The organism is Pseudomonas sp. AG1028, from assembly GCF_007993955.1.
Lineage (GTDB): Bacteria > Pseudomonadota > Gammaproteobacteria > Pseudomonadales > Pseudomonadaceae > Aquipseudomonas > Aquipseudomonas straminea.
In genome coordinates, this window is sequence record NZ_VIVP01000006.1 from 273,041 (window position 1) to 286,150 (window position 13,110).

Consider the following 13,110-nt stretch of genomic DNA (forward strand, 5'->3'; position numbering starts at 1 on the left):
GACTTCAGGAATCACGCATGAACTTGCCACCTAATCTGGGACCCCGTAACGGCATCCTGTCCCTGACCATCAAGGACAAGTCCGTGCTGTATGCCGCCTACATGCCCTTCATCAAGAATGGCGGCCTGTTCATTCCCACCAACAAGAGCTACAAGCTCGGTGATGAAGTGTTCATGCTGCTCAACCTGATGGACGAGCCGGAGAAGATCCCGGTGGCCGGCAAGGTGGTGTGGATCACCCCGAAAGGAGCCCAGGGCAACCGCGCCGCTGGTGTAGGTGTGCAGTTCAACGAAGGCGACAACACCGCCCGCAACAAGATCGAGACCTACCTGGCTGGTGCCCTCAAGTCCGATCGCCCCACCCATACGATGTAACAGCGGCCCATTCGCGCAACGCTGGTGGGCCTCTTGGCCTGCCGCTCCACTTGCGCATCCCGCCTGCCGCTCAAGGTTCTGATTTATGCTCATCGATTCCCACTGCCACCTCGACCGTCTCGACCTGGCCGCCCATGGCGGTTCCCTGGACGACGCGCTGGCTGCTGCCCGCGCCCGTGGCGTCGGCCACTTCCTGTGCATCGGCGTAAGCGCCGACAACGCTGCTGCCGTGCGTGAGCTGGCGGGTCGCTACGCCGATGTCGACTGCTCCGTCGGCATCCACCCGCTGGACCTCGAGCCCGGCAGTGCGCCGGCGCTGGACTGGCTGCTCGCCGAGTTGGACCATCCTGGCGTGGTGGCCATCGGCGAGACCGGCCTGGATTATCACTACGAGCCCGAAGCAGCCGAGCTGCAGCAGGAGGCGTTTCGCCTGCACCTGCGGGCCGCGCAGATCACCGGCAAGCCGGTCATCGTGCATACCCGTGAAGCCCGCGCCGATACCCTGAAGTTGCTGGGCGAAGCGGCGTTGCCCCAGGGTGGCGTGCTGCACTGTTTCACCGAAGATTGGGAGATGGCCAAGGCGGCGCTGGATATCGGCTTCTACATTTCGCTGTCCGGCATCGTTACGTTCCGCAATGCCGAGGCGCTGCGCGAAGTCGCCCGCCAGGTGCCGGCCGACCGGCTGCTGGTAGAAACGGATTCACCCTATCTTGCGCCCGTGCCGCACCGTGGCAAGCCGAACCTGCCGGAGTACGTGCGCGATGTCGCCGAGTATCTGGCAGCCCTGCGCGGCGTCAGCTACGAAACCCTGGCGCAGCAGACTGGCGAGAACTTCCGCCGCCTGTTCCCTCTGGCACGCGTGGCCAGCGGCGCCTGAGGCTCTCGTGCCAGAGTGCTGACCAGGAGTGGGGGGCAAAAAAAACCCGGCTTCGGGACGGAATCCGGGTCAAGACCATTAGGAGTCAAACGAAGTGCGCGGTCCTCGGCACTTCGGCCGCTGCGACACTTGGGGGAATATGCCGCACCGGTACGATTGAGTATTGGTCATCCGCAGCCATCGTCCACGCCGGCTTTAAACGGATTTGGAATACTCCTGCCGCGTCTGAGTGCCTATTCGCTGAGGATTGCCCGCACGCGCCGCAGGCTATGCTCGATCACCCGCGCTTCTGTGTAGAAGTGCGGTGACAGGCGGATGCCGCCGCCGCGCTGGGCGCAGATGATCTGCTCGGCCTTGAGACGTTCGTGCAGCTCACGATTGTCCCAGCCGTGCGCCGTGAAGGTGACGATGCCGGCGCGCCGGTCGCGTTGCTGGGCGCTGAGCAAGCGTACGCCCGGCATCGTGTTCAGGCCATCGAGCAACCATTGCACCCGCTCATGCAGCGCACGTTCGACCTGAGGCATGGCCACTTCCTCGAGCAGCGACAGGCTGGCTTCCAGGGCCATGGCACCGAGCATGTTCGGGCTGCCGCACTCGAAGCGGCGGGCGCTGCGCGCTGGCGCCCAGTCGTCGCGGTCATAGTCGCCTGCGTTTTCCAGCATGTGCCAGCCGTATTCGTGCAGGGCCAGGCGCTCACGCAGATCCTGGCGGCAATAGAACACGCCCAGGCCTTCCGGGCCGAGCATCCATTTGTGGCCGTCGGCCATGGCGAAGGCGCAGCGGCTGCGTTGCACGTCCATGGCCAGGGCGCCAAGTTGCTGGATGGCATCGACGCACAAGAGCACGCTGCGTTGCTCGCAGCCCAGGCCCAGGCGTTCGAGGTCCAGACGCAGGCCGCTGGCGTATTGCACGGCGCTGATGGCCATCAGGCGAGTGCGCGGCGTGCAGGCGGCGAGCAGGGCGCCTTCGGCATCGCCACCCTGCAGATCGACCTGCACCACTTCCACACCACGCGGGCGCAGCGCCTCCCAGACGATACGGTTGGAGGGGAACTCCTCTGTGCTGATGATCACCTGGTCGCCTTCGCGCCAATCCAAGCCGAAGGCCACAAAGGAAAGAGCTTCAGAGGTGTTCTTCACCAGCGCGATATCGGCGCGTGAGGCCGCATTTAGCAGGCGCGCCAGGCGTTCGCGCAGGGTGCGCTCGGTGACCAGCCATTGCGCGTAGTCGCGGGCGCCAGTGGCGATATTCTCCCGGGCGAAGCGCTCCACAGCCCGTGCGCTGCGTGCCGGCCAGGGGGCGACGGCGGCGTGGTTCAGGTAGTAGAGATCGGCCGGCTGGGGAAACTCGTCAATGATGGCATTCATGTCGCATGATCCGTGCAATTTGGCGTTAGTTGGGCATAATAGCGGACTCGAATTCCGACCTTGTCATTTCCCTATGCAGAAAGAACCCCGCAAGATCCGTGAGTTTCGCCGCCGCGAGCAGGAGATCCTCGACATCGCTCTGAAACTCTTCCTCGAGCAGGGTGAGGACAGCGTGACCGTGGAGATGATTGCCGATGCCGTGGGCATCGGCAAAGGCACCATCTACAAGCACTTCAAGTCGAAGGCGGAAATCTACCTGCGCCTGATGCTCGACTACGAGCGGGATCTGAACGAGCTGCTGCACTCGTCCGATATCGACCGTGACAAGGAAGCGTTGTCGCGGGCCTATTTCGAGTTCCGCATGCGCGACCCGCAGCGCTACCGTCTGTTTGATCGTCTGGAAGAGAAGGTGGTCAAGGGCAATCAGGTGCCGGAACTGGTCGAGCAGTTGCACGCCATCCGCGCCTCGAACTTCGAGCGGCTGACCCAGTTGATCAAGGGGCGCATCGCCGAAGGCAAGCTCGAAGACGTGCCGCCGTACTTCCACTACTGCGCGGCCTGGGCGCTGGTGCACGGCGCAGTGGCGCTCTATCACTCGCCGTTCTGGAGCAACGTGCTCGAGGATCAGGAAGGCTTCTTCCAGTTCCTGATGGACATCGGCGTGCGCATGGGCAACAAGCGCAAGCGCGACAGCGAAACGCCTCCCGCCTGAGTCATGGCGCGACCTGGCGCAGTCGCGCGCGTCTCCTGGCGCGAAACCTGCTTGGAGCAGTCATTCGCCGGTTTTCCGTCGCCGGTGTCGGGAGATTACATATGCGTAACCTGTTCGCCCTGGCTTTCGTGCTGAGCCTGACCGGCTGCATGAACGTCAGCGACATGGCCGATGGCGCCACCTACCACCTGCGCGATGCCGGCGTGCTGGACTACAGCAAGATCCGCCGCTCGGCTTCCTGGCGCCTGCAGCCCGATTCGTTCATCTACATCGCCCAGGGGCCATTCACCCCCAGCGGCAAGCATGCCTATCCGCGGCCCAATGTGGTGGCCGAGGAGGCGTTCCGCGGTTTCGTGGAGTACTTCCCCATGGTTCGCCGCGCCCGCGCGCCGGTCGGCCTGGATGAGGCGCTGGGCGAGGCTCGTGCCGCCGGCGCCCACTATCTGCTCTACACCCGGTTCGCCTATGCAGACGATCGCATCGGTACGATGGAGGAGTGGGAGGATCAGGAGGAGTTCGATCGCCTGGGCACCGACCGCAGCGTGCTGCAACTGATGCTGATTGAAACCAACACTCGTTTTCTAGTGGACACCGCGCGCATTCGCAGCCGCGGCGGATTCCTGACTTTCTACGACGCCAAACCCGAAGACCTGATCCGGGCGCCGCTCGAGGATTATGCGCGTACACTCCTGGGTTTCAGTCAGTAACCCGGAGTGTTCATGAGCGAGGGCGACAAGGCCGGCAACTTGCTGGCGCAAATCCCGCCGGCAGGCAGCAAGGGCATGCCGCCGGTGCACCTGTGGAACCCTGATTTCTGTGGCGATATCGACATGCGCATCGCCAGGGACGGCACCTGGTTCTACATGGGCACGCCGATCGGGCGGCCGGCGATGGTGCGGCTGTTCTCGACCATCATTCGCCGCGATGGCGATGATTACTTCCTGGTCACGCCGGTGGAGAAAGTCGGCATCACCGTCGATGACGCGCCCTTCGTGGCGGTGTCGCTGCAGGCGAGCGGGCAGGGCGAAACCCAGGTGCTGAAGTTCGTCACCAACGTCGGCGACGAGGTCGAGGCAGGTGCCGAGCATCCGCTGCGGGTAGAACTCGACCCGCAAACCCAGGAGCCTTCGCCCTACGTGCACGTGCGCGCCAACCTGGAAGCACTGATTCACCGCAACGTGTTCTATCAACTGGTGGAGCTGGCCCAGACTCGCGAAATCGATGGCCAACCCTGGCTGGGCGTGTGGAGCGGCGGAGTGTTCTTTCCTATCGGCCCGCTGGAGTAGCACCCAATAAAAAGGCTCCCGAAGGAGCCTTTTTCGCACTTACATGTTGGGGTAGTTGGGGCCGCCAGTCCCTTCCGGCGCCACCCAGGTGATGTTCTGGGCCGGATCCTTGATGTCGCAGGTCTTGCAGTGCACGCAGTTCTGCGCGTTGATCTGGAAGCGCTTGCTGCCATCGTCGTTGGCCACCACTTCGTATACGCCGGCCGGGCAATAGCGCTGCGCCGGCTCATCGTATAGCGGCAGGTTCTTGTCGATCGGGATGCTCGGGTCGGTGAGCTTCAGGTGACAAGGCTGTTCTTCTTCGTGGTTGGTGTTGGACAGGAACACCGAGCTGAGCTTGTCGAAGCTGAGCTTGCCATCCGGTTTTGGGTACTCGACCTTCTTGCAGTCGGCTGCAGGCTTCAGGCAGGCGTAGTCCGGCTTGTTGTCGTGCAGCGTGAAGGGCAGCTTGCCGCCGAACAGGTTCTGGTCGACCCAGTTGATGCCGCCGCCGATCACTGCGCCGTACTTGTGGATCGCCGCGCCGAAGTTGCGGCTGCGGAACAATTCGTCGTAAAGCCAGCTGGCCTTGAAGCCGTCTACATAGCTGCCCAGCTCGTCGCCGCCTTCACTACCGCTGGCCAGAGCTTCGGCGATGGCTTCGGCGGCGAGCATGCCGGACTTCATGGCAGTGTGGCTGCCCTTGATCTTGGCAAAGTTCAGGGTGCCTAGGTCGCAGCCGATCAGCGCGCCGCCCGGGAAGACCATCTTCGGCAGCGAGTTGAGGCCGCCCTTGGCGATGGCGCGAGCGCCGTAGGCGACACGCTTGCCGCCTTCCAGGTACTGCTTGAGCACCGGGTGGTGCTTGAGGCGCTGGAACTCGTCGAACGGCGACAGGTGCGGGTTGGCGTAGGACAGGTCGACGATCAAGCCGACCACCACCTGGTTGTTCTCCAGGTGATAGAGGAAGGAGCCGCCAGTGTTATCGGTGCCCATGATGTCCATCGGCCAGCCGGCGGTGTGAACCACCAGGCCCTGCTGGTGCTTGCTCGGGTCGATGTCCCAGATTTCCTTGATGCCAATGCCGTAATGCTGGGCGTCGGCTTCGCTGTCCAGGTTGTACTTCTTGATCAGCTGCTTGCCGATGTGGCCGCGGCAACCCTCCGCGAACAGCGTGTACTTGCCGCGCAGTTCCATGCCGGGGGTATAGTAGCCTTCTTTCGGGTTGCCTTCGCGGTCGACGCCCAGGTCACCGGTGACGATGCCACGCACCACGCCGTTTTCGTCGATCAGCGCTTCCTGAGCGGCGAAGCCTGGGTAGATTTCCACACCGAGGTTCTCGGCCTGCTGGGCCAGCCAGCGGCACAGGTTGCCCAGCGAGATGATATAGTTGCCTTTGTTGTGCATGGTCTTGGGCACAAAGAAACCCGGCACCTTGGTGGCGCTTTCGGCATCCTTGAGCACATAGATGTCATCACCCTTGACCGGGGTGTTGAGCGGGGCGCCCAGCTCTTTCCAATCGGGGAACAGCTCGTTCAGGGCACGCGGTTCGAATACCGCGCCGGAGAGGATGTGGGCACCGACTTCGGAGCCTTTCTCGACCACGCAGACGCTGATTTCCTGGCCAGCCTCGGCGGCCTTCTGCTTCAGGCGACAAGCGGCGGACAGACCGGCAGGGCCGGCGCCGACGATGACGACGTCGAACTCCATAAATTCGCGTTCCACGGGCTATCTCCTCATCAAGGCTCTCTAATTTTCATGGCGGGCCGGCATCCTTCCCGAGGCACGCTCGCGCAGTATATAGCGAGCCCCGATCAGGGCCAATACAAACGTTTGTTTGAATTTTCTGTAGGCCTGCTAGAATCCGGCTACAACACGAATGGCTCGCAGCCAGTCGTATTGACCGAGCTAGGTCGTACGGTCAAGATACGGGCGGTTTTGCGCTCGCCGTCTGGGCTGAAGGTCGCTCGCGTCCTGCTTGTCTGCATCACCCGCATGCTCGCTTCTGGCGACATTCCTATTCACCGGAGAGTAACGAGGAATCCATGAAGGTTCTTGTAGCTGTCAAACGAGTGGTCGATTACAACGTCAAGGTTCGCGTCAAACCGGACAATAGTGGCGTCGATCTTGCCAACGTCAAGATGTCGATGAACCCTTTCTGTGAAATCGCCGTTGAAGAAGCCGTGCGCCTGAAAGAAAAGGGCGTCGCCAGCGAGATCGTGGTGGTTTCCATCGGCCCGACCCAGGCCCAGGAGCAACTGCGTACCGCTCTGGCGCTGGGTGCTGATCGCGCCATCCTGGTCGAGTGCGCCGACGAGCTGAACTCCCTGGCTGTCGCCAAGCTGCTCAAGGCCGTAGTCGATAAGGAGCAGCCGCAGCTGGTCATTCTCGGCAAGCAGGCTATCGACAGCGACAACAACCAGACCGGGCAGATGCTCGCCGCGCTGACCGGCTACGCCCAGGGCACTTTCGCCTCCAAGGTCGAGATCAATAGCGACAAGGCCAACGTGACCCGTGAGATCGATGGCGGTCTGCAGACCGTTGCTCTGAATCTGCCGGCCATCATCACCACCGACCTGCGCCTGAACGAGCCGCGCTACGCCTCGCTGCCGAACATCATGAAGGCCAAGAAGAAGCCGCTGGAAACCCTGACGCCTGACGCGCTGGGCGTTTCCACCGCGTCCACCGTTAAGACCGTCAAGGTCGAAGCGCCTGCGGCACGTGGCGCTGGCATCAAGGTCAAGTCGGTCGCCGAACTGGTCGAGAAACTGAAAACCGAAGCGAAGGTGATCTGATGACTATCCTGGTAATCGCTGAAAACACCAATTCCGTGCTGGCACCTGCCACGCTGAACACCGTTGCCGCTGCCCAGAAGATCGGTGGCGACATCCATGTGCTGGTTGCCGGCCAGGGCGTTGGCGCCGTTGCCGAAGCCGCTGCCAAGATCGCTGGCGTGGCCAAGGTGCTGGTTGCCGACAACGCTGCGTTCGCTCATCAGCTGCCGGAAAACGTTGCGCCGCTGGTTGCCGAGCTCGGTAAGAGCTACAGCCACGTGCTGGCTGCTGCTACCAGCAACGGCAAGAACATCCTGCCGCGTGTCGCTGCGCAGTTGGACGTCGACCAGATCTCCGAGATCGTTTCCGTGGAAAGCCCGGACACCTTCAAGCGCCCGATCTATGCCGGTAACGCCATCGCGACCGTACAGTCGTCGGCTGCCCTGAAAGTCATCACCGTGCGTGCTACTGGCTTCGACGCCGTGGCGGCCGAAGGCGGCTCCGCTGCCATCGAGAACGTTTCGGCAGGTGGCGACGCCGGCAAGTCGGCATTCGTTGGTGAAGAACTCGCCAAGTCCGACCGTCCGGAGCTGACCGCCGCCAAGATCGTCGTTTCCGGCGGTCGTGGCATGCAGAACGGCGACAACTTCAAGCATCTGTACACCCTGGCCGACAAGCTCGGTGCGGCAGTGGGTGCTTCCCGTGCAGCCGTCGACGCCGGCTTCGTGCCCAACGACATGCAGGTCGGTCAGACCGGCAAGATCGTCGCGCCGCAGCTGTACATCGCGGTCGGCATCAGCGGCGCCATCCAGCACCTGGCGGGCATGAAGGACTCCAAGGTGATCGTCGCGATCAACAAGGATGAAGAGGCACCGATCTTCCAAGTCGCCGACTACGGCCTGGTGGCTGACCTGTTCGAAGCCGTACCGGAGCTGGAAAAGCTGGTCTGACCTGCTTTTTCCCGCAACGAAAAACCCGCTCATCGAGCGGGTTTTTTATTGGCTGGCAGCGCGCTATTGCCTTGGCGCCGTCCTGCGGGCCTCGGCTGCCTGCAGGCTCGCCTGATCGATGAACTTGAGGTAGTCGGCGGCGCTTTCCTGCGGGCGCTCGAGAATTGGCGCATGACCGCAGCCCTTGATGATCACCACGCTGGCGTCTTTGAGCAGCGGCTGCATGGCCTCGATGCTGGACACGTCGAGGATGCGGTCCTGATCGCCCCACAGCAGCAGCGTCGGAGCCTGGATTCTCGGCAGCTCCGGCTCCAGCGGCACATAACGGTCGCGCAGGTGCTCGAAGACCTCGCGCTGGTGCGCGCTGTCCGCCACGGCGCGTTGCGCCAGGTACTGATGCAGGCGCTCGGGCAACTGTGGCGGGGCGACGAACAGCCAGTCGAGCAGCTCGTCGAATTGCGGTTCACTGTCCACCAGCAACGGATTGTCGCCCTGTTCCTCGAGGCGCTGGAAGAACGGGCTGCGCCGCGGCGCGGTGACCCCGGCGTTGGCGATCAGCGCCAGGCTGGTCACCTGTTCGGGATAGCGGGCTGCGTAGAGCGCTGCGATATGCCCGCCCATGGAATGGCCGGCGAGGTGCAGGCGGCGGATACCCAGGGCGTCGACGAATGCGGCGAGGCGTTCGGTCTGGGTGCCGACGTCATAGCTGCCGTTGGGGCGGTCGCTGTCGCCGAAACCGGGCAGGTCCACAGCGATGACGTGGTAGCGCTCGGTCAGGTCCCGGGCGAACCACAGCCAGGTGCTCTTGTCGGCACCGAAGCCGTGAACGAGCAGTACGGTTTCGGCGCCCTGGGGGCCGCCTTCGTAATAGCTGACCTTGAGGTCGTTCACGCTGATGCTGCGCGCGTGCAGCCCGGCGCGCCACTGCTCGACGCCCTGATAGACCGCCAGCTGCGCCGCTGGTGAAAGGTACAGAGCGGTGCCAGCGGCAGTCAGGAGAACCAATACGGCAAGGATCAATTTCTTCATGCGGCGTCTTATCGCTGATTATCGAGATCGTATGAGCTAGCATGTCACGAATCTATGGCCGGTGGTCGCCGGTCGTATCGCAATCGAGAGTATGCCAATGGGTGAGCGAGGCTTTAGCAGGGTTGTGCTTTGGGCGTGCGCCGCCATGTTGCTGGCCGGTGGTGCGCAGGCCGCCGGCAAGTGTGAGCGACTGGTCGCCACGGGCAACCCAGAGTATCCACCTTACTTGTGGCGTGATCCGCAGAACCCGGACAAGCTGATCGGTGCGACGGTCGATCTGCTCAAGGCGGTCGCCACCGATCTTGGCGTCGGCATTGACGTGATCTATGCCGGGCCCTGGTCGCGAGCCCAGGAAGAAGTACGCGCCGGGCGTGTCGACATGCTCGCTGGCGCCTTTGTGACCGTACCGCGTCTGGAAACCATGGACTTTGTGCACCCGGCCTTTCTCTCCACGCCAAGCGTGGTGTGGGTGCGCAAGGGCCATGAGTTTCCCTATGCCAGCTGGGCCGATCTGCAAGGCCGCACCGGCGATACGCTGGTCAATAACAGCTTTGGCCAGGCCTTCGATGCCTATGCCCGTGACAACCTGACTCTGGAAGGCGTTTCCAGCCTCACCCAGGCGTTCCAGAAGCTGATGCTCGAACGTACCGATTACGTGATCTACGAGCGCTACCCCGGCCAGGCACTGGCCTCGACCCTGGGGCTGCAGGACGATCTGCAGGTGCTTGACCCGCCGGTCTCCAGCGAAGGCCTGCATCTGGCGCTGTCGCACAACTCGGCCTGCAACGACGCCTGGCTGCGCGGACAGCTGGCCAAAAAAATGACAGAATTCACTTCCGCCGGCATGCCGCAAACCCTTCTGCAGCGCAACTTGCAGCGCTGGAAGGAGCAACAGCCCGCACCGGCCGCCAGTGTTCCGAATCAGTAGGACGTACCCGTGATCTATCGATATACCAGTGCCGCTTTGGCGTTGCTGTTGCTCCAGGGTTGTGCCAGCGATCCCGCGCCGACCGAGCAGATGCGTTTGACCGAACAGGAAGTCGAGCAGGCACGTACTGTGGCTGCCGGTGACGCCGTCGCCGAGCTGAGCCTGGCCGAAGAAAAGCTCGCCAAGGCCCAGGGCGCCATGGCTGCGGGCGCCTATCGCACGGCCCGTGTGCAGGCCGAACAGGCCGAGCTGGATGCGCGACTGGCCGAGGCCCGTGTGCTGACGCTGCGCAGCCAGGCCGAACTGACTGAACTCAATCGCCGTATCGGGCGCTTACGTGACCAGCTGGGAGCCATGCCATGAGCCTGCTGCGTGGTGGCGTGCTGGCGCTGATGGGCCTGACCCTGGCCGGTTGTGCCGGGCTCGGAGACAAACAACAGGCTGAGCTTGAGGCTGCCCGCACCAGCTTTCAGTCCGTGAAGGAAGATCCACAAGTGCTGCGCAGCGCGCCCAAGGATGTGATTCGCGCTGGCGAATCCCTGGGCCGTGCCGAGCGCCTGGCTGACTACTGGGGTAGCGCCGATGACGTGGCCCATTATGCCTACCTGAGCCAACGCTACAGCGAGATCGCTCGCGAGCACGCCAAGCTCGCTCTGGATCAGGAGCGCGCGGCGCGTTTGGAACTGGATCGTCAGCGCCTGCAGTTGGCCTTGCGTGAGGCCAAGCTGCTCAGCGTGCAGGAGCAGAATGCCTGGTTGGAAGAGCAGATCATTAACCTGGCCACGGCGCAAACCGACCGTGGCCTGGTGATGACCCTCGGTGACGTGCTGTTCGATGCCGGCGAGGCGCGCCTCAAGAGCAGCGCCAATCGCACCGTGCTCAAGCTGGTGCAGTTTCTCCAGCTCAACCCGCGGCGCACCTTGCGTATCGAGGGTTACAGCGACAGCAGTGGCAAGCGTGAGGAAAACTTGGAACTCTCCAGGGCGCGGGCGCAGACCGTTGCCGATGCATTGATCGACTTGGGGGTCGATGCCAAGCGTATCGAAGTTCAGGGTTTCGGTGAGAGTTTCCCGGTCGCCGAAAACGCCTCGGCCAAGGGCCGTGCGCAGAACCGCCGCGTAGAAATCCTGTTCTCCGACGAGCAGGGGCGTCTGGGCGCCACACGCTGAGTCAGTTGTCGAAAAACCCCGCCACTGAATAACAGAGCGGGGTTTTTTATTGCCTCTGAGATGAGTGTATCGTCGAGATATTTCAGGGCTGTACCGGTACAGAAACAATTTCATGGAGTACTGTTATGGTTCAGTAGCGGGATCACACGGCCATGACCAATCTGTTGCTTTACCAGCGAATTGCCCAGCAACTGGCGGATGACATCCGCCGCGGCGTCTATCAGCCCGGCGAGCGCGTACCTTCGGTGCGCAAGATGAGCGCCCAGCTCAGCGTCAGCCACGCCACGGTATTGCAGGCCTACGCCAATCTTGAAGACCTCGGGCTGATTCGCGCTCGTCCGCAATCCGGTTTCTACGTGCACCAGACGCCGGCGCTGACAGCCGAAACCCCGGAGATCGCCCGGGTCGAGCGGCCCGGTCTGGTTACGCGCAGCAGCATCATCAACCAGGTGCTCGGCGAGGCCCGTCGCGAGGGTGTGTTCCCGCTCGGCGCGGCAGTGCCTCACGTGGAGTATTTGCCGGTACGCGCACTGCACCAGCAACTGGCCAAGGTCACCCGTTTCCAGAGCCCGCGCGCCTTCAGCTACATGTTCAGCCCGGGTTTCGAGCCGCTGCGCCGCCAGGTGGCGATTCGCATGCGCGATGCCGGCGTGTTGGTTGATCCTTCCGAGGTAGTGATCACCCACGGTTGCGTCGATGCCCTGCAGATGAGCCTGCGGGTGCTGACGCGTCCCGGCGACCTGATCGCCACCGAGTCGCCGACCTACTATGGCTTGCTGCAGCTGGCCGATCTGCTGGGCCTCAAGGTCATCGAGATTCCCAGCGACCCGACCACCGGGATCAGCGTCGAGGCCCTGCAACTGGCGGCCAGCCAGTGGCCGATCAAGGCGCTGGTGCTGACCGCGCGGCTGAGCAATCCCCTGGGCGGCACCATTCCCGAGGCCCGGCAGAAACAGTTGCTGCGCCTGGCCAGCGACTTCGACATCCAGATCGTCGAGGACGACATCTATGGCGAGCTGATGTTCGAGCAGGGCCGCACCAAGGCGCTCAAGGCCAGCGATCTGGAAGGCCGCGTGGTGTACTGCTCGAGTTTCTCGAAAACCCTGTCGCCCGGCGTGCGCATCGGCTGGATCATCGCCGGCAAGTACCACGACGAAGTGCAGCGTCTGCAGATGTTCACCACCCATTCTGCGTGCAGCGTCACCCAGATGGCGGTGGCTGCCTACCTGGAGAACGGCGGCTACGACCGCCATTTGCGACATATCCGTCAGGAGTACCGCAAGAACCTCAGCGCCTTCCAGCTGGCCATCCAGCAGTACTTCCCCGAAGGCACGCAGATCACTCGGCCCAACGGCGGATTTATTCTGTGGGTAAGCCTACCGGCGCGGGTCAACACCAAGGATCTTCACATCAATGCGCTGCAGCAGGGCATCAGCATCGCGCCGGGGCTAATCTTCAGCAATACCGAGCAGTTCAACCACTGTGTACGCATCAACTGCGGCATCCCGTGGAACCGCGAGGCCGAGCGCGCCGTTATGACCCTGGGCATGCTGGCCACCCAGCTGTGCCACGAGGCGAGCTGAGGCAGCTCGCGCCGCATTAACCCGAATCGGCGGCGGCCTGCGTCTACTGGATAGAAGCGCTCTTTCGATCCAGGAGAAACAT

The 13,110-nt window shown here is 62.9% G+C and carries 14 protein-coding genes; 11 read left to right on the plus strand and 3 right to left on the minus strand.

The genetic code is table 11. The features are described from left to right. Positions 1–17: 17 nt before the first annotated feature. Together FB481_RS12070 and FB481_RS12075 are read left to right on the plus strand one after the other, a co-directional pair. Positions 18–374 (plus strand): PilZ domain-containing protein, encoded by a 357-nt coding sequence (locus FB481_RS12070; protein WP_013791815.1) that lies wholly within the window; start codon positions 18–20, stop codon positions 372–374. Positions 375–459: 85 nt separating this feature from the next. Then, positions 460–1,251 carry a TatD family hydrolase gene (locus FB481_RS12075; protein WP_147176527.1) on the plus strand — a complete coding sequence of 264 codons (792 nt, stop codon included), beginning with the start codon at positions 460–462 and terminating at the stop codon, positions 1,249–1,251. A 233-nt stretch (positions 1,252–1,484) separates the two neighbouring features. Here FB481_RS12075 and FB481_RS12080 read toward each other — a convergent pair whose 3' ends face one another. Further along, positions 1,485–2,618 carry an aminotransferase class V-fold PLP-dependent enzyme gene (locus FB481_RS12080; RefSeq protein ID WP_147176528.1) on the minus strand — a complete coding sequence of 378 codons (1,134 nt, stop codon included), beginning with the start codon at positions 2,616–2,618 and terminating at the stop codon, positions 1,485–1,487. 73 nt (positions 2,619–2,691) lie between these two features. On the opposite strand from FB481_RS12080, the gene FB481_RS12085 reads away from it, so the two are divergent. The 3 genes from FB481_RS12085 to FB481_RS12095 all read left to right on the plus strand — a co-directional run bounded on the left by FB481_RS12085 (position 2,692) and on the right by FB481_RS12095 (position 4,616). Beyond that, complete coding sequence (locus FB481_RS12085; RefSeq protein WP_075959504.1) at positions 2,692–3,330, plus strand: TetR/AcrR family transcriptional regulator; 639 nt, start codon at positions 2,692–2,694, stop codon at positions 3,328–3,330. A gap of 101 nt (positions 3,331–3,431) precedes the next feature. Next, positions 3,432–4,037 carry a DUF4823 domain-containing protein gene (locus FB481_RS12090; protein WP_093501416.1) on the plus strand — a complete coding sequence of 202 codons (606 nt, stop codon included), beginning with the start codon at positions 3,432–3,434 and terminating at the stop codon, positions 4,035–4,037. Positions 4,038–4,049: 12 nt separating this feature from the next. Further along, positions 4,050–4,616 carry a DUF1285 domain-containing protein gene (locus FB481_RS12095; protein WP_075959502.1) on the plus strand — a complete coding sequence of 189 codons (567 nt, stop codon included), beginning with the start codon at positions 4,050–4,052 and terminating at the stop codon, positions 4,614–4,616. 39 nt (positions 4,617–4,655) lie between these two features. Here the strand turns inward: FB481_RS12095 and FB481_RS12100 are convergent, their stop codons facing one another. After that, positions 4,656–6,320, minus strand: a complete 1,665-nt coding sequence (locus FB481_RS12100) for an electron transfer flavoprotein-ubiquinone oxidoreductase (RefSeq protein WP_147176529.1) — start codon at positions 6,318–6,320, stop codon at positions 4,656–4,658. A 320-nt stretch (positions 6,321–6,640) separates the two neighbouring features. Here FB481_RS12100 and FB481_RS12105 point away from each other — a divergent pair, with 320 nt between their 5' ends. Continuing rightward, entirely contained in the window at positions 6,641–7,390 is a 750-nt protein-coding gene (locus FB481_RS12105) for an electron transfer flavoprotein subunit beta/FixA family protein (protein WP_147176530.1), read from the plus strand. After that, positions 7,390–8,319, plus strand: coding sequence for an electron transfer flavoprotein subunit alpha/FixB family protein (locus FB481_RS12110; RefSeq protein ID WP_147176531.1), 930 nt, complete (start codon positions 7,390–7,392; stop codon positions 8,317–8,319). Before FB481_RS12105 ends, FB481_RS12110 begins: the two co-directional genes overlap by 1 nt. A gap of 63 nt (positions 8,320–8,382) precedes the next feature. On the opposite strand, the gene FB481_RS12115 is transcribed toward FB481_RS12110, so the two are convergent. Continuing rightward, positions 8,383–9,348: an alpha/beta fold hydrolase gene (locus tag FB481_RS12115; protein WP_147176532.1), complete on the minus strand. Its 966-nt coding sequence runs from the start codon at positions 9,346–9,348 to the stop codon at positions 8,383–8,385. 97 nt (positions 9,349–9,445) lie between these two features. On the opposite strand from FB481_RS12115, the gene FB481_RS12120 reads away from it, so the two are divergent. The 4 genes from FB481_RS12120 to FB481_RS12135 all read left to right on the plus strand — a co-directional run bounded on the left by FB481_RS12120 (position 9,446) and on the right by FB481_RS12135 (position 13,028). Beyond that, complete coding sequence (locus FB481_RS12120; protein ID WP_147176533.1) at positions 9,446–10,276, plus strand: ABC transporter substrate-binding protein; 831 nt, start codon at positions 9,446–9,448, stop codon at positions 10,274–10,276. Positions 10,277–10,285: 9 nt separating this feature from the next. Further along, on the plus strand, positions 10,286–10,639 hold the full coding sequence (locus FB481_RS12125; protein ID WP_093501404.1) for a DUF4398 domain-containing protein: 354 nt from the start codon (positions 10,286–10,288) through the stop codon (positions 10,637–10,639). Beyond that, positions 10,636–11,445, plus strand: coding sequence for an OmpA family protein (locus FB481_RS12130; protein WP_147176534.1), 810 nt, complete (start codon positions 10,636–10,638; stop codon positions 11,443–11,445). The genes FB481_RS12125 and FB481_RS12130 overlap by 4 nt, the downstream gene beginning before the upstream one ends. A gap of 152 nt (positions 11,446–11,597) precedes the next feature. Further along, entirely contained in the window at positions 11,598–13,028 is a 1,431-nt protein-coding gene (locus tag FB481_RS12135; RefSeq protein WP_093501400.1) for a PLP-dependent aminotransferase family protein, read from the plus strand. Positions 13,029–13,110: the final 82 nt, after the last annotated feature.